This window comes from Marmoricola sp. RAF53 (assembly GCF_052114005.1).
In the GTDB taxonomy this organism is placed as follows: Bacteria; Actinomycetota; Actinomycetes; order Propionibacteriales; family Nocardioidaceae; genus Marmoricola.
In genome coordinates, this window is the sequence record NZ_JBFRDX010000003.1 from 1 (window position 1) to 20,600 (window position 20,600).

Below are 20,600 nucleotides of genomic sequence, written 5' to 3' on the forward strand. Positions count from 1 at the left end.
GCGCTGGCCGACCCGACCGGGTTCGCCGCCCGCCTGGCCGCCCGCCGCCTGCGCGCGGTCGCCGTCCTCGGCGACCTCGGGGAGCTCGGTGACGACCACGGGCCGGACGCCCTGCTCGAGGCCGCGGGGCTCGGCGTCGGCCGGGACCTGGGCGGCCGGCTCCCGGACGCGGCGCTGGTGCTCAGCGTCGGCGAACCCGAACGCGAGCTCACCGACCTGCTGGTCCACGGCTCCGTACCGCACCTGGTCCTCCGCCTCCTCGAGGGGACGGTCGTGGTGGGCCCCCTCGTGGTCCCCGGCCGGACCGCCTGCCTGCGCTGCGTGGACGCCCACCGCGCGGACGAGGACCCGCTGCACCCGCTGCTCGTCGCGACCCACCACCGCGCCGTCCGCCACGACGGCGTCGCGGAGCCGGGCGACGCCGCCCGGGTCGCGCTCGGGGTCGCCTGGGCGGTCCGCGACCTCGTCACGCACCTCGACGGCGGCCGGGCCGCGTGCTGGTCCGCGACCGTCCGGATCCCGGTCGACCTGGCCGCCCTTCAGGTGGTCCGCTGGCTGCGGCACCCGGCCTGCTCCTGCATCTGGGTGGCCGATGCGGGGCCATCGTCCACAATGGCTGTATGACCGAGCTCCCCCGCAAGGCCGTACGGCGAACCGCGCGCCTCGCCGCGCTGCCCCTCGGGTACGCCGGCCGGCAGGCGATCGGGCTCGGCCGGCGCATCGGCGGCGCGCCCGCGGACACGGTCATGACCGAGCTCCAGCAGCGCACCGCGGAGCAGCTCTTCCGCACCCTGGGCGAGCTCAAGGGCGGCGCGATGAAGTTCGGCCAGGCGATGTCGATCTTCGAGGCGGCCCTCCCCGAGGAGGTCGCCGCCCCCTACCGCGAGCAGCTCACCCGGCTCCAGGACTCGGCGCCGCCGATGCCGACGATCACGGTCCGCGAGATCATCGCCGACCAGCTCGGCGAGGACGCCGGCCGGCTGACCGACCTGCAGGGCGACCCCGCCGCGGCCGCCTCGATCGGGCAGGTGCACCAGGCCCGGTGGGACGGCGCGGACGTCGCGGTCAAGGTGCAGTACCCCGGCGCCGGCGACGCCCTCCGCAACGACCTCAAGCAGCTCGCCCGGGTCGCCCGCGGGCTCGGCCCGGTCTTCCCCGGCATCGACGTCAAGCCGCTGGTCACCGAGCTGCAGGAGCGGGCCGAGGAGGAGCTCGACTACCGGCTCGAGGCCCAGGCCCAGTCCGTCTTCGCGGCGGAGTACGACGGCGACCCCGCGGTCGTCGTCCCGGCCGTCCGGGCCGGGACCGAGACGGTCCTGGTGACCGACTGGCTGGACAGCCCGGCCTCCCTCGCCCAGGTGATCCGGGACGGCAGCCAGGCCGAGCGGGACCACTACGGCGAGAAATTCGTCCGCTTCCTCTTCGGCGCCCCGGCGCGGACCGGCATGCTGCACGCCGACCCGCACCCGGGGAACTTCCGGCTGCTGCCCGAGCCGGACGGCTCTCCCGGCCGGCTCGGCGTGCTCGACTTCGGCGCGGTCGCCCGGCTCCCCGAGCGCGGCCTGCCCCGCACCCTCGGCTCGCTCATCCGGATCGCCTGCCTCGACGACTACGACCAGCTCGTCGCCGGCCTGCGCGACGAGGGCTTCATCCGGGAGAAGGTCCAGGTCGACGCGGACAAGCTGCGCGCCTACCTGAGCCCGTTCGTGGAGCCGGCCGGCGCGGAGACGTTCACGTTCTCCCGGGAGTGGATGCAGGAACAGTTCCGCCGGGTCAACGACCCGAAGGGCGACGCCTACTCGGTGATGCTGCGGCTCAACCTGCCGCCGTCGTACCTGCTGATCCACCGCACCTGGGTGGGCGGGGTCGGCGTGCTCAGCCAGCTCGGGGCGACCATCCCGTTCCGGGAGATCCTGCTGGAGTCGCTGCCCGGTTTCGCCGGCTGACCGACCGTACGGCGCCGACCGTACGGCGTCAGCCCGCCTGGTGCGGTCCGCCGTGCAGGATCGGCGAGCCGGCCGCCACGCAGCCCCCGTCGACCTGGACCACGGCCGCGTGCACGTCGTCGCGGGCCACGAAGAAGTCCTGCTCGGTCCGCACCCGGACCAGCTCCTCGGCCGCGTCGACGAGCGGCGCCAGCGTCGTCCGGGTCGCCCCCCGGGCGGCCCGGCTGAGCCGCCGGACCTGGTCGGCGAAGACGGTGCGCGACGTCGGGTCGGAGACGACCAGGGCGTCCACCGCCAGGTGCACCCCCGGGCAGAGGGACTTCAGCGGGACCCCCTTCGGTTCGTCGTCCGCCGCGGTCGTGGCCGCAGCACCGCACCCCGCGACCAGCAGCAGCGCGAGCGCGAGGAGGGCAGGGACGGGACGCATGCGCAGAACCTAACCGCGTCCGGCGCCCCGTGCGGTCGGTTTCACCACCACTCGGAGTCGAGCTTGGACTCCATCGAACGCAGGTGCTCGCGCGAGCAGCTGTCGCAGAACCAGCTCACCCGGCCGCGCTCGACCGCCGAGGTCCAGGTCAGCGGCGGCTGGTCCCCCTCGTCGACCTTGCCGCAGAAGGCGCAGGTGGTCATGGAGCCAGCCTAGGCGTGCCGGGACGCAGAACCGCCGCCCGGCCCCGAAGGGTCGGACGGCGGTTCGTGTTTTCCCGCGATCGAACGAGAAAGCTTCTGCCTGCTCAGATCACGCGGGCGACAGCCAGACGCGCCTGGGCAGCGGCGCGCTCGGCCTTGCGGGAGAGGCGCCGGGCGGCGGCGAGGTTGCGGCCTCGCCGGGTGCTGCGCGCCTCCGAGAGGCGCGCGCCGATATGGGCCCGCGCCAGGTCTTCCTGGATGAAACTCATCTTGGTGCTCCGTTCGAAGTTCAGGTTCAGGTGCTGGGTGTCGTGCTTGGTTCGTCGTGCGCGGATTCCGGCACTACCGGCGGTGCTCATGCGGCGACCTCGCTCTTGCGGGGCCGGCCACGGGGCCGCTTGCGGGGGATCACCACTCCTTGGAGGAACAGCTGACCTCCCCACACGCCCCAGGGCTCCCGACGCTCGAGCGCGCCGGCGAGGCACTCGGCCATCACCGGGCAGCTCGTGCACAGCGCCTTCGCGAGCTCCACGTCCGTGGGCGACTCGGCGAAGAAGAGCTCCGCGTCGTTGGTCCGGCACGGCAGCAGCTCGGTCTCGGCACTCTTCGGGTCGAGAACGCTGATGCTCATGTGTCCACCTCCTTCTCTCTTGTTCGATCGCTGGGTGTTGCTGGTCAAACTCGGGTGAGGAATCACTCGTCGATCTCCGGCTGGTCTCGTTCGGGAAACACGAAGGCCGCGGATCCCTTGGTGGGTTCCGCGGCCTTGGAGGTGCCGGTCGATGAGTGTGGACTCATGTGACAGGTGGACTCCAAGGCTTCGCCGAACCCGGCTTGGTGGCCTGGAAGGCATCGGTGCGACGCTTCGTCGCGGCGGCGGCGTAGCCGACCGCGGACGGGCACACGTCACCCATGCCGGAACCGTGGACGCGCACGACGGAAGCCGACCGCGTCACGGTCGTGTTGAGCCAGATGTTGTTGCTCACGGTCATGCACCTCCTCGAGGCAGTCGGGCGCCAGCGTTGTCAGGGCTGTGTTGCGCAGGTCGTGAGAGCAAAGTACGCCCGCCCTCAGAAGACGCGCAAATCATTTATTGAAAAATCTGGATCGCGTGCTACGCGCGCGCTCGGGTCACGCGCCGGCAAGGACCGCGAGGACGTCGTCGGCGTACTTCTCCAGCTTGGCCGCGCCGATCCCGTTGATCCGCAGCAGGGCGTCGCGGTCCGTCGGCCTCACCTCGGCGATCGCCTCCAGCGTCGCGTCGGAGAACACGACGAACGCAGGCACGCTCTCGGCGTCCGCGCGCTCCTTGCGCCACGCCTTCAGGGAGGCGAACAGCTCCTCGTCGTACGGGATCGGGCAGTCGTCGCAGAACCCGCGGTTGCGCTCCTTGGGCGTCGCCAGCGGCCGCCGGCACATCTTGCACACCGACGCCTTCCGGCTCGCCCGCTTGCCGCCTCCCCCGCCGGAGGGGGCAGCGCGGTCCATCACCGACTCCGGACGCAGGCCCGCCAGGAACCGCGACGGCTTGCGCCGCGCCTGACCGCCCGGGTTGCGGGCCAGGGACCACGAGATCATCAGGTGCTTGCGGGCGCGGGTGATCCCCACGTAGAGCAGCCGGCGCTCCTCCTCGACCGCGGCCGGGGTGTCGGCGTAGGTGATAGGCATCGAGCCCTCCTGCACGCCGGCCAGGAAGACCGCGTCCCACTCCAGGCCCTTCGCCGTGTGCAGTGTCGCCAGCGTGACGCCGTCGGCGACCGGGGCGTGCTGCTCGGCGGCGCGCCGGTCGAGCTCGGCGACGAACCCCTCCAGGGTCGGCGCGATCTCGGCGGCGGCGTACTCCTCGGCCTGGGAGACCAGCGCCATCAGCGACTCCCAGCGGTCCCGGGCCTGACCGCGCGCCGCCGGCGCCTCCGGGCCCCAGCCCATCCCGCCGAGCACGCCGTGCACCTGGTCGAGGAGGCCGTCGGTGGCGGGCTCGCCGGCGCGCAGGCTCGCCCGCATCAGCGCGAGCGCCTGCCGCACCTCGGGCCGCTCGAAGAACCGGGCCGCGCCCCGGACGACGTACGGGATCGAGCGGGAGGCGAGCGCCTCCTCGAAAGTCTCGGACTGGGCGTTGATCCGGAAGAGCACCGCCATCTCCCGCAGCGGCACTCCCGCCGCTCGGAGCCGCTGGACCTCCGCCACGACCGCCTCGGCCTCGGCGACCTCGTCGGTCGCCTCCTGCCAGCGCACCTCGTCCCCTGCCGGCCGCTGCGCGCGCAGCGTCACCGAGCCGGTCGGGGTGCCGTGCAGCAGCTCGTTGGCCGCCTTGATCACCTGCGGGGTGGAGCGGTAGTTCCGGACCAGCTCGACGCTGGTCGCGCCCGGGTGCTTCCGGGTGAATTCCTGCAGGTACGACGCCCGCGCCCCCGCGAAGGAGTAGATCGTCTGCGCCGGGTCGCCGACCACGCAGATCTCGTCGCGCCCCCCGGTCCACAGGTCCAGCAGTGCGGCCTGGATGGGGCTGACGTCCTGGAACTCGTCGACGACGAACCACTTGTACTGCGACCGCACCGACGCCGCGACCCGCTCGTCCTCGCTCAGCAGCGCGGCCCCGATCAGCAGCACGTCCTCCATGTCCATCCGGCCCTGGTCGCGCTTGAGCTCCTCGTAGGTGGCGAAGACGTGGCCGACGACCCCGTGGTCGAGCCCGCTCACCTCGCGACCCCGGGTCGGGGCGACCCGCTCGTAGTCGTCGGGCCGGACGTTGGTGACCTTGGCCCACTCGATCTCGCTGGCCAGGTCCCGGAGCCGGGCCTGGTCGACCTCGAGGCGGTTGCGCCGGGCGGCGCCGGCCACGATCGGGATCTTCGAGGCGGTCAGCTCGGGCGGCTCGCCGCCGTACACCCGCGGCCAGAAGTAGCGCACCTGGCGCAGCGCCGCGGAGTGGAAGGTCCGCGCCTGGACCCCGGGCGCCCCGAGGGCCCGCAGCCGGGTCCGCATCTCGCCCGCGGCACGGGTGGTGAAGGTGACGGCCAGCACCTCCGTCGGGTTGTAGGTCCCGGTCGCGACGCCGTACGCGATCCGGTGCGTGATCGCCCGGGTCTTGCCGGTGCCCGCACCCGCGAGCACTCGGACCGGGCCGCGCAGCGCCTCGGCGACCAGGCGCTGCTCGGGGTCGAGGGCTTCGAGGAGGCGTTCGGCACTCCCGGGGACCGTCACGGAATGTTTCCCCCTCCGAGGTCGTTGAGGCGTGTGGTGATCCGAAATTCGATCGGATCCGACCACCAGCTCGATCGTCAGACGCAGCCTAGTTGCGAGAGGGGACATCCCGATGTCCGGCCAGTTCACGATGTACAGCACCCCGTGGTGCGGCTACTGCCACCGGCTGAAGAGCCAGCTCGACCGCGAGGGCATCGTCTTCGACATCGTCGACATCGAGCAGCACCCCGAGGCGGCCGACCTGGTCATGTCGGTCAACGGCGGCAACCAGACCGTCCCCACCCTGGTCTATGCCGACGGCACCGCCCAGACGAACCCCTCGCTGGCGCAGGTCAAGGCCAAGCTGGCCGAACAGGTCGCCTGAGCGCGGCCGTCCGCGGCGCCTGACCTCGCTCACCACTGACCCGGCAGCGGGCCGCCGTACCAGTGCTCGATGAGCGAGCGCGAGATCGAGATGCCGCCAGGCAGGACCAGCGTCCCCGCCTCGGCCTCCTCCTTCATCTGCGCCCGCGTGAACCAGCGGGCGTCCTCGATCTCCTCGCCGTCCACCGACACCTCGGTGGAGACCGCGCTCGCAAGACAGCCGATCATCAGGCTCCGCGGCAGCGGCCACGGTTGGCTGCCGAAGTAGGAGACCTCGCCGACGGCGATCCCGGACTCCTCGAAGACCTCGCGGCGCACCGCCTGCTCGATGGACTCCCCCGGCTCCACGAACCCGGCCAGCGTCGAGTAGCGCCCCGGCGGCCACGCCGGGTGCCGGCCGAGCAGGCAGCGGTCCGCGGGGTGCTCGCCGTCGGTGACGACCATGATCACCGCGGGGTCGGTCCGCGGGAACTCCTCGCGGCCGCAGCCGGTGCAGCGCAGCACGTGACCGAGCAGGACCGGTTCCAGCGCCCCGCCGCAGCGCGGACAGTGCCGCGTCGCCCACAACCACTCCGCGACACCGAAGGCGTGCACCAGCAGCGACGCCTCGTCCTCGTCGAAGGCGCCGAGCAGACCGCGCAAGCCGGTCCAGTCCTCGCCGGCCGAGGAGGCCGGGGCGATCACCGCGAAGTGGACGACGCCGTCGCGGTCCCCGAGCAGCACCCGCGTGCCGTCGGGCGCCTCCGCGGGAGCGACCCACGGGACGCGGCCGTCCTCCAGGTGGATCCGGGTGCCCGCGACGACGAGCACGCGCGTGGCCGGGTCGGCCCAGACCTCGTCCAGCCAGGCGGCGTCGGTACGCCGGTCGGCGATCCGGTCGTGGGCGTGCCGGGACAGTGCGATCGGGGCGATGCCGTCGGTCCCGAGGGCGCGGGGGTCGCTGCTGTCCGCGGTCATCCGTTCAGCCACCGCGAGAACGCCTCGGTGTTGTACGGCCGGCCCAGGAAGTCGGCGACCAGGACGGCGGCGTCGCGCGAGCCGCCGGGAGTGAGCACCCGGTCGCGGTAGCGGTGCGCCACCTCCTCGGCGAACAGCTCGTCGGTGTCGAAGGCGCTGAACATGTCCTTCGCGATCACCAGCGACCACATGTAGGTGTAGTACGCCGACGAGTACCCGTCGAGGTGGCCGAAGCCGGTGTGGAAGTGCGTGCCCTCCAGCGGCGCGATCAGGCTGTACTGCGGGTAGAGCTCGAAGACCCGGGCGGTCAGGTCGTCGGGCACCTCCACGTGCAGCAGGTACGACAGCGCCGCGTAGAACATCTGCGTCCGCGCCAGGAAGCCCTTGCCGAACTCGTCGGCCGCCCGCATCGCCGCGACCAGCTCGGTCGGGATCGGCGTCCCGTCCGCGTCGGTCGCGAACAGCTGCAGCACGCCGGCGTCCCAGGCCCACTCCTCCAGCATCTGCGACGGCGCCTCGACGAAGTCCCACTCGGTCGCGACCCCGGAGAACCGCACCCACTCGTGACGCCCGGCGAGCACGTGGTGGAGCAGGTGGCCGAACTCGTGGAAGAGCGTCACCACCTCGCCGTGGTCCATCAGACCGCGGTTGAAGTTGCAGACCAGCACGCCCTCCGGCAGCTGCCGCTCGCGGACCCCGGAGACCAGGTCGAACTGGGCGGCGTGGTTGTACTTGCGCATCCGCGGGTGCAGGTCGAGGTGGATCCGGCCGATCCGCTCGCCCCCCAGGTGGACGTCGTACGTCGTGACCTCGTCGTGCCAGGTGGTCTCGGCGACCGGCTCGTAGCGGATGCCGAACAACCGGCTGGTGACGTCGAGCAGGCCCTGGTGGACCTTGCCGAAGTCGAAGTAGCGACGCACCTCCTGGGCGTCGACGCCGTACTGCTCGCGCTTGACCGCCTCGAAGCAGTACCGCCAGTTCGACAGGTCGACGGTCGCGATGCCGTCCTGCGCGCCGCGGGCGAGCAGCACGTCGCGGTCGCGCAACCCGGCGTCGCGGGCGTCCGCGGCGACCTGGTCGACGAACTCGAGGATCGCCGCGCCCTTGCCGATCATCTTGACCTCGGCGTCGAAGTCCGCCCAGTCGCTGTAGCCGAGCAGGTGGGCCTTCTCGCGGCGGAGCCGGAGCAGGTCGCCGAGGACCTGGTCGTTCTCCGGCCAGGCCAGGTTGAAGAACTCGGTCGCGACCGCGCGCCGCGCCTCGGCGTCGCGGCTGTAGGTCAGGAACGGATGCACGTCCGGGTACTCGGTGGAGATGGCGACCATCCCGTCCTCGTCGGGCTGGTGGTCGGCCACGTAGTCCTCGGGCAGGCCGACCAGCGCCTCCGCAGGGACCCGTGCCGTACGACGGCCGTCGCGGATGTTGCGCGAGAACGCCTGGCTGAGCTCGGTGTGCCGCTCGTTGAGCTCCCGCAGCCGGTCCCGGGTCTGGTCGTCGAGCTCCACTCCCGCCCGACGGAACGAGCGCAGCGCGTCCTCGAGCACCCGGCGCGCGCCGTCGTCCAACGGCTCGGGCCGTACCGAGGACAGCAGCGCGAAGACCTCGCGGTCGAGCAGCAGGTCGCTGGTGAAGCGCCGCACCTCGACCTCGAGCGCCTCGGCCTGCTCGATCACCGCCGGATCCGGGTGCACCGAGGAGAGCAGGCTGCTCACCGCGGAGGCGTTCGAGAGCGCGACGGAGGCGTCGTTCCAGAGCTGCAGGATCGCGGTGTCCCCGGGGTGCGCTGTCTTCAGCGCGGCGATCTCGTCGGCCGCCAGCCGCACCGATCCGTTGCCGCGCTCGGCCAACCACGAGCTCCACTGCTCCGGGGAGGTGGGCAGGGCAAGCGGTTCGAGGCTCATGGGGCCGAGGCTAGTCCGTGCCCGGTCGGCCGGTCGCGCGAGTTCGCCGGGTTGTCGAGCCTCTGGTCGTCGAGCCTGGGTTGGGGGTCGGTCCGTCTACCTTTCTTGCATGAGCACGCACATCGGCGCCGCGCCGGGCCAGATCGCCCCCACCGTCCTGCTTCCCGGCGACCCGCTGCGGGCGAAGTGGATCGCCGAGACGTTCCTCGACGACGCCTCCTGCTACTCGGAGGTGCGCGGGATGTTCGGCTACACGGGGACCTGGCAGGGAAAGCCGGTATCGGTGCAGGGGTCCGGGATGGGCCAGCCGTCGATGGCGATCTACGTCAACGAGCTGTTCCGTGAGTACGACGTGCAGGCGATCATCCGGGTCGGGTCCTGCGGCGCGCTGACCACCGACGTGGCCATCCGGGACGTCGTGATCGCCTCCGGCGCCTGCACGGACTCCGCGATGAACCGGCACCGGTTCCTCGGGCTCGACTACGCCCCGGTCGCCGACTTCGGGCTGCTCCGCGACGCCGCTGCGGCCGCCGAGGCGCGCGACGACGTGACCCACCACGTCGGGCTGATCCACTCGATCGACTCGTTCTACAACCCGCGTGCCGCCGAGCTCACCAAGCCGCTGGTCGAGCACGGGGTGCTCGCCCTCGAGATGGAAGCGTCCTCGCTGTACACGCTGGCGGCGTCGTACCGGCGGAAGGCGCTGGCGATCTGCACGGTCTCCGACCACATCGTCACCGGCGAGGAGACGACGGCCGCCGAGCGCGAGCAGACGTTCGGCGCGATGGTCGAGATCGCGCTGGCGGCGGCGCTGCGCTAGTTGATCGTGCAGGTGTCGCTGTTGTTGCCCGTGTGACTGAAGGCGGCAGTCGCGCGCGGGCCCTCGACGCCGTTGACGATCGCCGCCAGCTCGAAGGTTCCGCTCAGATTGCCGTTGATGTTCGGCGTGGTCCACGGCGAGGTGACCGGACTCTGTGCGGCGATGGATCCGGAACTCAGGTTCGTGTAGTAGATCTTGAAACCACCGTTTGGCGTCCCGCCGGCCCACGTCCACGAAATGCTGTAGCCCTTGTTGTTACCGCTCGGTCGGCTGCACGAGGTGATCACAGGGGCGACCACGGCGGACGTGACCGTCACACTCTGTGGCGTTGCCGACGCAGCGTTGAAGTTGCCGGTCGCCGACGACGAAGCCGTGATCGTGCAAGTGCCCGTCGAAGGACCGAAGGTCACTACGCCGCCCGCGATCGAACAGGCACCGCTCACCCCGATCGTCACGGTCGGTCCGGACGGCGAGGCAGAGGCCGTGGGCGTGTAGGTCGTGCCCGCGGCAGCGGAGGACGGCGCAGTCGTCCCGAACGTGACGGTCGGGGTCGCCTTGGCCACCGTGAATGTGCGCGGCACCGCGGTCGCGGCGTTGTAGTTCGTGCTGCCGCCCTGGCTCGCGGTGATCGTGCAGTCACCGGCTCCGACGATGGTCACCGTCGATCCGGAGATCGTGCAGACACCGCTCGGCGAGGCCGCGAACGAGACCGCGAAGCCGGACGACGCGGTCGCGGAGACCGTGAAGGCCGGGTCGCCGTACGTCTTGCCGGCCAACGCGGCGAAGGTGATCGCCTGGCTCGCCTTCGCCACCGTGAAGGACTGCGAGACCCGCGGGGCGGCGTTGTAGTTCGCGTTGCCGGCCTGGTCGGCGTCGATCGTGCAGGTGCCGGCGCCGACGATCGCGACCGATGTCCCGGTCACCGTGCAGACCGCGGTGGTCGTGGTGCTGAAGGCGACGGTCAGGCCGGACGACGCGGTCGCGGAGACCGTGAAGCTCGCGTCCCCGAAGGTCTTGCCGCCCAACGCGCCGAAGGTGATCGTCTGGCTCGCCTTGCCGACGGTGAAGGCCTGCTGGACCTGCGGCGCGGCGTTGTAGGCGGCGTTGCCCGCCTGGTTCGCGTTGATCGTGCAGATCCCGGCGCCATTGTTGAACGAGACCGTGGTGCCGCTGATCGTGCAGGCGCCGCTGACGGTGAACGTGACGGCCAGACCGGAGGTCGCGGTCGCGGCCACGGTGTACGACGAGCCGTTGAACGTCGCCGCGGTCGGCGCCGTCGAGGTGAACGAGACGGTCTGGTCGGTCCGGGTGACCGCGAACGACTGCTGGACCTGCGCAGCGGCCAGGTAGTCGGTGCTGGCCGCCTGGTCGGCGTTGACGATGCAGGTGCCTGCGCCGACGAAGCTGACGGTCGAGCCCGCCACGCTGCAGACACCGGGCGACCCGCTGCTGAAGGTGACCGCGTTGCCGGAGGCGCCACCGGTGGCGGCGACCGTGTACGTCGTGCCGTTGACCTTGGCGTCGGCCGGGACCGTCGAGGTGAAGGAGATCGCCTGCGAGCCCTGGCCGATCGCGTAGGGCTGCTGGACCTGGTTGGCTGCGAGGTAGTCCGCGTTGCCGGCCTGGTTGGCGTTGACCGTGCAGGAGCCGACGTGGTCGTGGCTCACGACGCCGCCGCTGAGTGAGCACTTGCCGGCGGTCGAGGAGTCGATCGAGAGCACCACCGGGTTGCCGGACCCGCCGCCTGTCGCGGTCGGCGTGTAGCCGGGGCCACCGACGACCGCGGCGCTCGGCGCCGTCGAGTCGAAGGAGACGACCTGCGCCGCCTTGGCGATCGTGAAGATCTGCTGGACCTGCGGCGCGGCCGTGTAGTAGCCGCCGCCCGCTTGGTTGGCGTTGATCGTGCAGGTGCCGGCGTGGCCGAAGCTCACCGACGAGCCGGTGACCGTGCAGACACCCGGGGTGGCGCTGCTGAAGACCACCGGGTTGCCGGAGCCGCCGCCGTTCGCCGTCACCGTGTAGGTGCCGCCGTAGGTCGGGCTCACCGGGCTCGAGGTGAAGGTGATCGTCTGGGTGGTCGTGACCACGTTGACCGCGCTGCTCGGCGCCGAGGCGGCCGACCAGGTGCGGTAGACCGCGGTGACGACGTACGTGGAGGTGCCGACGGGGACGCCAGCGTCGGAGCACGCGGTCCCGGTCGTCGGCGCAGCCGCCGAGGTGCCGCACGCGGCGACCACCGGGCCGCTCGAGGGAACCCGCTGGACGAAGTAGCCGGACGGCGCCGGGCTTCCCGTCGAGGCCGTCCAGGAGACGTTGACGGTGCCGGTGCTCGCGACTTGCGACCCGCTGACCGACGTCGGCGCGGCCAGCGTGCCGGTCGTCAACGTGCCGGTGTCGGAGCCGGTCGCGGTGAAGAAGGCCGTCGCGACACCGGCCGCAGCGAGGACGAGCGCCAGGGCGACGACGAGGACGAGGGAGCCCCGGCCGAGGCGGGTCTTGCCGCCGTCGGTCCAGTGCGGGGCGCGGTGCGTCGTCATCAGGCACCGTTCCCGGTCGCGGTGATCTTGTACTGCACGAGAGCGGTCTTGCAGGCGTCCTGGTTGCTCGGCAGGTTGAGCATCTGCACCTGCGGCCACTGAGCCCGCGGGACGCCGAGCTGCTGCAGCGTCCGGGTGCTGTTCGCCGGGATCGTCAGCGACGCCGGGCCGCTGTACGCCGTGACCTGGTAGTTGCCGATCCCGCACCCGGTCTTGTCGGTGCTCTGCAGCGCGACGCCGAGGTTGGTCACGGTCATCGGCGCGTTGAACGGGTTGGTCATCGAGACGTTGATGGCGCCGATCGGGCCGCCGGGCGACAGCACGCGGTCAGGCGTGCCGCTGATCGGGAAGTTCGGGTAGGTCTGCGGCTGCACGATCAGGTACGCCGACGCCGTGGCGGACGCCAGCAGCGCGGTGCCCTTGACGGTGATCAGGTAGCTGCCCGGGACCACGTTCGTCGGGACGTTCACGTTGACCGTCGCGGTGCTGCCGAGGATCGAGAGCGACGGCGAGACCGACGCGGTCGCGTACTGCGGCAGGCCGGTGACCTGGAGGCCGATCGCGCCCGCGAGCAGGCCGCGGTTGATGTTCAGGGTGTAGCTGGTCGACGACCCGTCCACCACGGTCCGGGACGGCGGCGAGAGCACCATCGTGAAGCCGGTCGGCAGCGAGACGACCAGGTTCACGGTGATCGTCGCCGAGGAAGTCCCGGAGGTCGCGGTGATCTGCAGCGCGTACGAGCCGACCGGTGTGGAGGCTCCGGTCAGGACGGAGATCACGAACGGGACGCCGGCGATCACCGTGTGCGGGTACGTGACGGTGGCACCGCTCGGTGCCCCGGTGACCGCGAGCGACACCGACCCGAGCAGTGAGCCGGGCTGGCTCACCGTGCCGAGGACGACGGCCTGGCTGCCGACGGTGACACCGAGTGCCGACTGGTCGACGCTCAGCGTGAGACCGACGCCGACGGTGGTGGCCGTCGGACGCAGGGCCCCGGACCCGACGGACGCGGCCAGGAGCGCAGCGACGAGCACCACGAGGAGCTTGAGCCCCCGGCGCTTCATCCTCATGCTGTTCTCCTGGCCGCGTCGTCGTCAGATCAAAGGGTCGAGCTGCGTCAGCTGACGGCGACCTTGACGGTGACCTGGGCGTCCTTGCACGCGTTCTGGTCGGCGCCGTCGTCGACGAGACGCAGCTCGAAGGTGCCGTTGACGGTCGCGCCGGCGTTCACGCTGCCGGTGGTGATGCTGGTGTTCGAGGTGGCGTAGTTGGACGCGGCGCAACCGGCCTTGTCGGTGCTCACCACGGTCGGGACGGCCGAGCTGAAGCTCTGCACACCGCTGCCGTCGTTCTTGACGGAGAAGCTCACGGTCTGGACCGGGAGGCCGGTCGCGGTGGTCGGCGCCAGGTTGGCGTTGTTCGTGTCGGTGATGGTGACGGTCCACGGCGTGGAGGTGCCGGTGGTCGCGGTGCCGGTGTCCTCACCGGTGGTGGTCCAGTACGCGAACGCGGCACCCGCGGTGAGGGCGACGGCGCTGACGCCGGCGAGGACGGCGTACTTCTTCTTGGTCAGACGAGCCATGAGTGTTCCCCTTCGAAATGACGCACAGGTCAGCAAGGTGCCGCCCCGTGTGATGCCCCCCGGCATCCAGTCGCGCAACGAGGTCGCGCGACGGTGCGTTACGGGTGGAACGAGTGAGGTGCGCGTTGGGTACGAACGGCGGATCCGGATGGCCCGAACGGACTAGAGGAAAGGTCCGCTTTCGCTTGGTTTCGGGCTTATCGCCCGACGTCTCGGAGCAGGTTGTCTAGCGCGGGCCGGTCGGCCAGGACCTCGGGCTCGACCACCCGGCCGGAGCGCACGAAGAAGAACGCGGCACGCACCCGCTCCACCGGTACGCCGACCAGCTCGGCCCACGCCAGCCGGTAGAGCGCGAGCTGCAACGGGTCGGCCGACGACTCGTGACCGGTCTTCCAGTCGACCACCAGCCAGCCGCCGTCGGGCCCGAGATCCGGTTCGGCGTAGACGGCGTCGATCCGGCCGCGGACGACCTGGCCGGCGAGCACCAGCGAGAACGGCGCCTCCACCGAGTGCGGGACGCGGTCGGCGAACGGGCCCTCCTCGAACCGGGCGATCAGCCGCGCGAGGTCGGCCTCGTCCTCGATGCCGACGTCACCGCGTCCCGGGAGCTCGTCGGGGTCGACGAGGAGCTGCTGGCCGAACCGGGACTCGACCCAGGCGTGGAACCGGGTCCCGAACCGTGCGGCCCGCGACGGCGGCCGCGGCATCGGGCGGGCCAGGTCGCGTAGGAACGCCTCCGGGTCCTCGCGGAGGCGGGCCAGCGCGGTCACCGACAACGTCGCCGGCATCGGCACCGCCACCGAGTCCGGTCGCTGCGCCCGCGCATCGGCGACGAGCCGGTCGAGCTCGGCGTCCCACTCCGCGACCCGGGCGGTCTCGATCATGTCCAGGTCGCCGTCCTCGCCCTCCGGGTCGGCGGCACGCACCCGGGCCGCGGCCTCGGCACGCAGCTCGCTCTCGACGCCCCGCTCGGTCACCGGCCACGGGCGGGACGCGTCGCGGTCGTCGTACGGGTTCGGGCTGCCCTTCTCGGGCTTCTCGGCCCAGTCGGTCACCGGCTCGCCCCAGCGCTCGCAGGCCTCGGCGACGACGCGCTGGTACGGCGACGGGCCGAACGCGCTGGTCCGCTGGCTCCACAGGTACGACGACACGGAGAGCCGGTGCGCCGCCCGGGTGAACGCGACGTAGCCGAGCCGGAGCTCCTCGACCTGGCCGTGCGCCCGGGTCGCGACCCGGTAGGCGTCCAGCGCCTGCTTGTCGTACCCGGCGAGCTGGGGCAGGTCGGCGGCGTCGCCCCGCAGCGGGGCCGGCAGGACCGCCGGTGAGGAGGTCCACAGCGTCCGGGACCGGTTCGAGGGGAACCGGGTCTCGCAGACGCCGACCAGGAAGACACTCCCCCACTCCAGCCCCTTGGAGCGGTGCACGGTGAGCAGCTTCACCGAGTCCGCCTCGGTCGGGGTGGCGACGTCGAGCCCGTTGCCCTGGTCGTCCTCGGCGGTCAGGTAGGCCAGCAGGGCCGGCAGGGTGACGTCGCCGTCGACGGCCTGGAACTCGGCGACCGCCTTCACGAACAGGTCGAGGTTGTCGCGCCGGGCCGCGGCCGCCGGGTTGTTCGAGGAGGCGAGCTCGACGTCGATGCCGGTGACGTCGATGATCCGGCGGACCACGTCGAGCAGCGGTTCGCCGACCGCGCGACGCAGCTGACGCAGCTCGGCGGCGAGCAGCCCGAAACGTTCCCGGGCCTCGGCGGCGTAGTCGTGCTCGCCGGGGTCGTCGAGCGCGTCGGCCAGCGCCGGGAGCTCGGCCGGGTCGATGCCGTCGGCGATGGCGGCGAGCTGGTCGGCCAGGTCCGGCGACTCGGTGCGTCCCGACGAACCGGCGATCTCGGCGGCCCGGACCGCGAGCAGCCGCAGGTCGCGCGGGCCGATCGCCCAGCGCGGCCCGGTGAGCAGGGTGAGCAGGGCGGCGTTCGCCGTGACGTCGTGGAGCAGGTGCAGCACCGCGACCACCTCGGCGACCTCGGGCAGCCGCAGCAGCCCGGAGAGCCCGACGATCTCGACCGGCACCCCGGCCGAGGTGAGGGCGTCGAAGACCTCGGCTGCGTGCGCGTTGTCACGGGTCAGCACCCCGATGTCGGACCAGGCATCGGTGTGCGTGGCGACGACCGCCTCGACCAGGCCGGCGAGCTCGTCGGCGTGCGTGCTGAAGACCTTCGCGGTGACGGACCCGGGGGCGGCGCCGGGCTTCGGCTCCAGCGGGCGGACCTGCGGCAGGTCGGCGTACAGGGGCGCGGCGAGGTCGTTGGCGACCTCGAGGATGCGCGCGTCCGAGCGCCGGTTGACGGTGAGCGGCAGCACCGGGACCGGGCCGCCGTCGGCAGCGGGGAAGGTGTCGCCGAAGTTGAGGATGTTGGAGACCGAGGCACCGCGCCAGCCGTAGATCGCCTGGTTCGGGTCGCCGACCGCGGTGACGGCGTGGCCGCGCCCGGACGCCGGGTCGGGCCCGGAGAAGAGCCGGGAGAGCATGGTCGCCTGGGCCACCGAGGTGTCCTGGTACTCGTCGAGCATGACGACCTTGAACTTGGCCCGCTCCAGCGCCCCGACCTCCGGCTGCTCGCTGGCCAGCCGGGCACCGAGCGCGATCTGGTCGGAGAAGTCCATCAGGCCGAGGTCCGCCTTGAGCCGCCGGTAGGACGCCACCAGCCCGAGCAGCTCGCCGCGCCGGTCGATCGCCGAGATCGCCTTCTCGCAGGCTTGCCAGTAGGTCTTGCGGTCCTTGCCGGCGCGCTCGGCGACGACCTCCCGCTCGAAGGCGGCGCGTGCCTCGGCGTCGACGCGGGCGACATCGTCCGGGCCCACCAGGTGCTCGCTCATCGCGGCGTCCAGGGCGAGCAGGTTCTGGATCACGGTCGGCGGGTGGTCGGTGAGGAAGTCGACCGGTCCGGTGAAGCGGTCGACGGCCCGGGCGCCGAGCTGGAAGCGGGAGGCGTCGGTGATGACGCGGGTGTCCGGCTCGTGGCCGATCCGCAGCCCGTGCTCGGTGAGCAGGTCGGCGGCGTAGGCGTTGTAGGTCGCGACCGTCGGCTCGAGCACCTCCTCGACGTCCGGGCCGGGCTTGGGCAGCGCCCCGGCGGCCTCGAGAGCCTCCCGGACCCGGGTGCGGAGCTCGGCGGCGGCCTTGGTGGTGAAGGTCAGCCCGAGCACCTCCTCCGGGCGCACCTGACCGGTGACGACGAGGTAGACGACGCGGGCCGCCATCAGCGTGGTCTTGCCGGACCCGGCGCCGGCGATCACCACGGCCGGAGCCAGCGGCGCGGAGATCGCCGCCCACTGCTGCGGGCTGGGCGCGTAGTCGGTGCCCATCACCCGCTGCAGGTCCTCGGGGGTGTCGATCCGCACCCGGGTAGGTATCTCCAGGGTCGTCATGCGAGCACCGCCCCGGCGCTCTTGATCGGGCAGATCGAGACGAAGTCGCAGCGCTCGCACTGCTGCCCGGCGATCGCCGGGAAGGTCTCGGTCCGCAGCATCGCCGCGGTCCCCTCCAGCGCGGCGCGCAGCGCGGCCCGCTCGGCGCCGTCCTCGGCCGGCACGGCCTGCTCCTGGACCACCGCGGTCGGCGCGTCGTCGAGGAGGCCGAGCTGGACCAGCTCCGCCCCACCGCTGCGGTGCGGGCCGGCGTCGGGAGGGCCGACGTGGTCGGCGGCGCCGCTGTCCACGGCGTACTGGTAGAGCGCCAGCTGGACGTTGCGCTGCACCTCGGGCCCGGTCGGCGGGGTCCGGCCGGTCTTGAGGTCGACCACGACGAGGCGGCCGTCGGCGTCGAGCTCGAGGCGGTCGGCGTACCCGACGAGCTTGACGCGTTCGCCGCCGGGGAGGTCCACGACCGCGGTGAACCGCGACTCGATGCCGACCAGGTCGCGCCGGTTGCCGCGGTGCCAGGCGAGGAAACGTCCGAGCGCGGCCCGGATCCGGCCGTACTCCCGGGATCGCGACCACGGCGTCCGGAACTCGAGCCGGTCCCAGACCTTGTCGACCTCGCCCATGAGCGCGTCGACGTCCGCGTCCGCGAGCTCGCCCTTCGCGACCCGCTCGGCCAGGGCGTGCACGAGCTGGCCGACGTTGGCGGCCTGGTGCGCCGCGACCACGCCGCCCGCCTCACGGGTCAGGAACCACTGGGTCGGGCAGACCAGCACGGACTCCAGCAGGCTCGCCGAGATCGGCACCGGCTCGCCCGGGTCGCGCACCGGCGTCGGCGACCAGGTCGCGGCGCGGGTCCCCCACCAGCTGCCCGGGTCGGCCTGCGGGACCAGCGGACGTTCGTGCCCGGGCGTGCCGACGGTCTCGCCCGCCAGCCGGGCCAGCCGCCACGCGGCCGCGTCGCGCAGCGCCTCGCTCGCCGCCGGGTCCGCGACCGTACGCCGCAGCTCCGCGACCACCCCCGCCAGCGACAGCGGGCGCCGCGGACGACCCGTCACCGCGACCGGTTCCAGGCCGAGCTCGTCGAGGAACCGGGAGGGCTGCTCGCCATCGTCCTCGGGCGAGCGGACCGCCGTGACGACCAGTCGCTGCCGGGCCCGGGTGCAGGCGACGTAGAAGAGCCGGCGCTCCTCGGCCAGGAGCTCGCGGGTCGACACCGGCGGCACCAGGCCGTCGGTGCCGATCCGGTCGGCACCGAGCAGGGTCGAGCGCCGGCGCAGGTCGGGCCAGCCGCCCTGCTGCACGTGCGCGACGACGACCAGGCGCCACTCCAGCCCCTTGGACCGGTGCGCGGTCAGCAGCCGGACGGCGGAGCCGCGGACTCCCCGCTCGGCCAGCGTGTCACCGGGGATCTCCTGGGCCACCAGGGTGTCGAGGAAGGGGCGCACCCCGAGGTGGTCGCGCTGCTCCTCGGCCCGGGCGGCCGACTCGAAGAGGGCGCAGAGCGAGTCGAGGTCCCGGTGCGCCCGGCCGGCGGCCGCGCCCCCGGACCCGGTGGCGCGCCGCAGCCGCTCGGGCCAGCCGGTCCCGGACCAGAGCACCCAGAGCACCTCGGCGGCGCTGTCGCCGTCGTCCGCCGAGCGCCGGGCGGCGACGAGCAGCGCGTTGAACGCGCGCGCCCGGTCCGCCTCCGGGCCGGGGAGCCCGTCGAGGAAACCGTCCTGGAGGACGGCCAGCCGGAGCAGGTCGCGCGAGGGCCGGTGACGGTCGTCGGGGCCGAGGACACGGGCCTTCTCCCGCTGCCGCAGCGCCCGCCCGAGCCGCCGGACGTCGCCGGCGTCGAGGCCGGCGAGCGGACCGAGCAGCAGGCCCTCGGCGCGGCCGGCGTCGACGAAGTCGACGTGGTCGGGGTCGTGGTTGTCGAGGTTGAGGACGGCCCGGAGGGCGTCGAGCAGCGGCTGCACGGCGGGGTCGCGGACCAGCGGTACCTCGTCCGCGGCGATCTCGACCGGCACCCCGGCGGCGGCCAGCGAGCGCCGCAGCCCCGGGATCGTCGAGCGGCCGGAGCGGACCAGCACGGCCATGTCGTGCCAGGCGACCCCGTCCTCGAGGTGCGCGCGACGGAGGAGGTCGGCGAGGTGCTCGGCCTCGGCACGCTCGGTGTCGAAGGTGAGCACCTCGATCCGGCCGTCGCCGTGCGGGCCGGGGACGCACTCGGGGACCCGGAACGCCTCCCGGGCAGCCTCGTCGATCGAGCCCTGCCAGGCGAGCTGCCCGGCGACGCGCTGGGCACCGGCCAGGATCCGCGGCCCGAACCGCCGGGTACGGCGCAGGACGACCGTGTCCGCCGGGCTGCCGTCGCGCTGGGGGAACGCGGCCGGGAAGTCGAGGATGCCGCGGACGTCGGCCCCGCGGAAGGCGTAGATCGACTGGTGCGGGTCACCGACGGCGACCAGGTCGCGCCCGTCGCCGGCGAGCTGGCGGAGCAGCGCCACCTGCCCGGGGTCGGTGTCCTGGTACTCGTCGACGAAGACGTGCCGGAACTCGGCGCGCAGCTCGTCGCGGTGCGCGGCCGCCTCGATGGTCGCCCGCCGGATGAGGTCGGCGTAGTCGGTGGCGCCCTGGCTGTCCAGGACGGTGAGGTACTGCTCCAGGAAGAGTCCGGCGGCGACCAGCTCGGGCAGGTCGTGCGCGGCGCCCAGGCCGCGCAGCTCCTCGGGGTCGAGGCCCTTCTCCCGGGCCCGGCCGAGGACGGCGTGCACCTCCTTGGCGAAACCGCGGGTGCCGAGCGCGTGCTTCAGCGAGTCCGGCCAGGCGACCGACTCCGGCGTGCCGACGAGCAGCTCGCGGAGGATGCCGTCCTGCTCCGGCGCGGAGAGCAGGCGCAGCGGGGCGGCGTACAGCTCGGCGGGCGCGAACCGGCGCAGCAGCCCGTAGGCGAAGGAGTGGAAGGTCGCGCAGACGGTCGTCGAGGTGGTCCGGCCGAGCCGGGCGGTGACGCGGTCGCGGAGCTGGTCGGCGGCCTTGCGGCCGAAGGTGAGCGCCAGCACGGAGTCCGGGGCGGCGCCGCGGTCCTCGATCCGGGAGACGATCGCCTCGACCAGGGTGGTGGTCTTGCCGGTGCCCGGACCGGCCAGCACGAGCAGCGGACCACCTACGTGCTCGACGACGCGGCGCTGGTCCTCGTCGAGAGTCGGCGCGGCGACGGTGCCGGCCGGCCGGACGAGGTGGTGGGTGGTCACGG

At 72.7% G+C, this 20,600-nt stretch carries 17 protein-coding genes; 4 read left to right on the forward strand and 13 right to left on the reverse strand.

Annotation, left to right across the window (positions count from 1 at the left end; all coding sequences use genetic code 11):
• Nucleotides 1-624 (forward strand): hypothetical protein (locus AB4Y76_RS03030; RefSeq protein WP_441922026.1); only part of this gene is annotated, 624 nt, incomplete at its 5' end.
• Complete coding sequence (locus AB4Y76_RS03035; RefSeq protein WP_441922027.1) at nt 621-1,946, forward strand: ABC1 kinase family protein; 1,326 nt, start codon at nt 621-623, stop codon at nt 1,944-1,946. The genes AB4Y76_RS03030 and AB4Y76_RS03035, both read left to right, overlap by 4 nt.
• A gap of 28 nt (nt 1,947-1,974) precedes the next feature.
• Here AB4Y76_RS03035 and AB4Y76_RS03040 read toward each other — a convergent pair whose 3' ends face one another.
• From AB4Y76_RS03040 to AB4Y76_RS03065, 6 genes are all read right to left on the reverse strand, one after another.
• Entirely contained in the window at nt 1,975-2,373 is a 399-nt protein-coding gene (locus AB4Y76_RS03040; protein WP_441922028.1) for a hypothetical protein, read from the reverse strand.
• Between the two features lie 41 nt (nt 2,374-2,414).
• Nucleotides 2,415-2,576 (reverse strand): hypothetical protein, encoded by a 162-nt coding sequence (locus AB4Y76_RS03045; RefSeq protein ID WP_441922029.1) that lies wholly within the window; start codon nt 2,574-2,576, stop codon nt 2,415-2,417.
• A 104-nt stretch (nt 2,577-2,680) separates the two neighbouring features.
• Complete coding sequence (locus AB4Y76_RS03050; protein WP_441922030.1) at nt 2,681-2,935, reverse strand: hypothetical protein; 255 nt, start codon at nt 2,933-2,935, stop codon at nt 2,681-2,683.
• A complete protein-coding gene (locus AB4Y76_RS03055) occupies nt 2,932-3,207 on the reverse strand; it encodes a WhiB family transcriptional regulator (protein ID WP_441922031.1) in 276 nt (91 codons plus the stop codon). The genes AB4Y76_RS03050 and AB4Y76_RS03055 overlap by 4 nt, the downstream gene beginning before the upstream one ends.
• A 163-nt stretch (nt 3,208-3,370) precedes the next feature.
• Nucleotides 3,371-3,562 carry a hypothetical protein gene (locus tag AB4Y76_RS03060; RefSeq protein ID WP_441922032.1) on the reverse strand — a complete coding sequence of 64 codons (192 nt, stop codon included), beginning with the start codon at nt 3,560-3,562 and terminating at the stop codon, nt 3,371-3,373.
• A gap of 145 nt (nt 3,563-3,707) precedes the next feature.
• Nucleotides 3,708-5,780: an ATP-dependent DNA helicase UvrD2 gene (locus tag AB4Y76_RS03065; protein WP_441922033.1), complete on the reverse strand. Its 2,073-nt coding sequence runs from the start codon at nt 5,778-5,780 to the stop codon at nt 3,708-3,710.
• 112 nt (nt 5,781-5,892) lie between these two features.
• Here AB4Y76_RS03065 and AB4Y76_RS03070 point away from each other — a divergent pair, with 112 nt between their 5' ends.
• On the forward strand, nt 5,893-6,144 hold the full coding sequence (locus AB4Y76_RS03070) for a mycoredoxin (protein WP_441922034.1): 252 nt from the start codon (nt 5,893-5,895) through the stop codon (nt 6,142-6,144).
• Nucleotides 6,145-6,173: 29 nt separating this feature from the next.
• Here AB4Y76_RS03070 and nudC read toward each other — a convergent pair whose 3' ends face one another.
• Both nudC and AB4Y76_RS03080 read right to left on the reverse strand, forming a co-directional pair.
• Nucleotides 6,174-7,112 (reverse strand): NAD(+) diphosphatase, encoded by a 939-nt coding sequence (nudC, locus tag AB4Y76_RS03075; RefSeq protein ID WP_441922035.1) that lies wholly within the window; start codon nt 7,110-7,112, stop codon nt 6,174-6,176.
• The gene (locus AB4Y76_RS03080) at nt 7,097-9,001 is read right to left on the reverse strand and encodes a M3 family metallopeptidase (RefSeq protein ID WP_441922036.1); all 1,905 of its coding nucleotides are present in this window, start codon (nt 8,999-9,001) and stop codon (nt 7,097-7,099) included. Before AB4Y76_RS03080 ends, nudC begins: the two co-directional genes overlap by 16 nt.
• A 109-nt stretch (nt 9,002-9,110) precedes the next feature.
• Here AB4Y76_RS03080 and deoD point away from each other — a divergent pair, with 109 nt between their 5' ends.
• Nucleotides 9,111-9,821: a purine-nucleoside phosphorylase gene (gene deoD, locus AB4Y76_RS03085; RefSeq protein ID WP_441922037.1), complete on the forward strand. Its 711-nt coding sequence runs from the start codon at nt 9,111-9,113 to the stop codon at nt 9,819-9,821.
• On the opposite strand, the gene AB4Y76_RS03090 is transcribed toward deoD, so the two are convergent.
• The 5 genes from AB4Y76_RS03090 to AB4Y76_RS03110 form a co-directional block, all read right to left on the reverse strand.
• Nucleotides 9,818-12,358 carry a beta strand repeat-containing protein gene (locus AB4Y76_RS03090; RefSeq protein WP_441922038.1) on the reverse strand — a complete coding sequence of 847 codons (2,541 nt, stop codon included), beginning with the start codon at nt 12,356-12,358 and terminating at the stop codon, nt 9,818-9,820. The genes deoD and AB4Y76_RS03090 overlap by 4 nt on opposite strands.
• Nucleotides 12,358-13,428, reverse strand: coding sequence for a COG1470 family protein (locus AB4Y76_RS03095; protein ID WP_441922039.1), 1,071 nt, complete (start codon nt 13,426-13,428; stop codon nt 12,358-12,360). Before AB4Y76_RS03095 ends, AB4Y76_RS03090 begins: the two co-directional genes overlap by 1 nt.
• A 47-nt stretch (nt 13,429-13,475) precedes the next feature.
• Entirely contained in the window at nt 13,476-13,940 is a 465-nt protein-coding gene (locus tag AB4Y76_RS03100) for a hypothetical protein (protein ID WP_441922040.1), read from the reverse strand.
• 197 nt (nt 13,941-14,137) lie between these two features.
• The gene (locus tag AB4Y76_RS03105) at nt 14,138-17,365 is read right to left on the reverse strand and encodes an ATP-dependent helicase (RefSeq protein ID WP_441922041.1); all 3,228 of its coding nucleotides are present in this window, start codon (nt 17,363-17,365) and stop codon (nt 14,138-14,140) included.
• On the reverse strand, nt 17,362-20,598 hold the full coding sequence (locus AB4Y76_RS03110) for an ATP-dependent helicase (RefSeq protein ID WP_441922042.1): 3,237 nt from the start codon (nt 20,596-20,598) through the stop codon (nt 17,362-17,364). The genes AB4Y76_RS03105 and AB4Y76_RS03110 overlap by 4 nt, the downstream gene beginning before the upstream one ends.
• Nucleotides 20,599-20,600: the final 2 nt, after the last annotated feature.

Bases quoted from the DNA above. Each gene is read 5' to 3' on its own strand.
- AB4Y76_RS03095 (WP_441922039.1), bottom strand. From the start codon at position 13,428: ATGAGGATGAAGCGCCGGGGGCTCAAGCTCCTCGTGGTGCTCGTCGCT.
- AB4Y76_RS03050 (WP_441922030.1), bottom strand. From the start codon at position 2,935: ATGAGCACCGCCGGTAGTGCCGGAATCCGCGCACGACGAACCAAGCAC.
- AB4Y76_RS03080 (WP_441922036.1), bottom strand. From the start codon at position 9,001: ATGAGCCTCGAACCGCTTGCCCTGCCCACCTCCCCGGAGCAGTGGAGC.
- AB4Y76_RS03040 (WP_441922028.1), bottom strand. From the start codon at position 2,373: ATGCGTCCCGTCCCTGCCCTCCTCGCGCTCGCGCTGCTGCTGGTCGCG.
- AB4Y76_RS03090 (WP_441922038.1), bottom strand. From the start codon at position 12,358: ATGACGACGCACCGCGCCCCGCACTGGACCGACGGCGGCAAGACCCGC.
- AB4Y76_RS03105 (WP_441922041.1), bottom strand. From the start codon at position 17,365: ATGACGACCCTGGAGATACCTACCCGGGTGCGGATCGACACCCCCGAG.
- AB4Y76_RS03035 (WP_441922027.1), top strand. From the start codon at position 621: ATGACCGAGCTCCCCCGCAAGGCCGTACGGCGAACCGCGCGCCTCGCC.
- AB4Y76_RS03100 (WP_441922040.1), bottom strand. From the start codon at position 13,940: ATGGCTCGTCTGACCAAGAAGAAGTACGCCGTCCTCGCCGGCGTCAGC.
- AB4Y76_RS03070 (WP_441922034.1), top strand. From the start codon at position 5,893: ATGTCCGGCCAGTTCACGATGTACAGCACCCCGTGGTGCGGCTACTGC.
- AB4Y76_RS03045 (WP_441922029.1), bottom strand. From the start codon at position 2,576: ATGACCACCTGCGCCTTCTGCGGCAAGGTCGACGAGGGGGACCAGCCG.
- deoD (WP_441922037.1), top strand. From the start codon at position 9,111: ATGAGCACGCACATCGGCGCCGCGCCGGGCCAGATCGCCCCCACCGTC.
- AB4Y76_RS03055 (WP_441922031.1), bottom strand. From the start codon at position 3,207: ATGAGCATCAGCGTTCTCGACCCGAAGAGTGCCGAGACCGAGCTGCTG.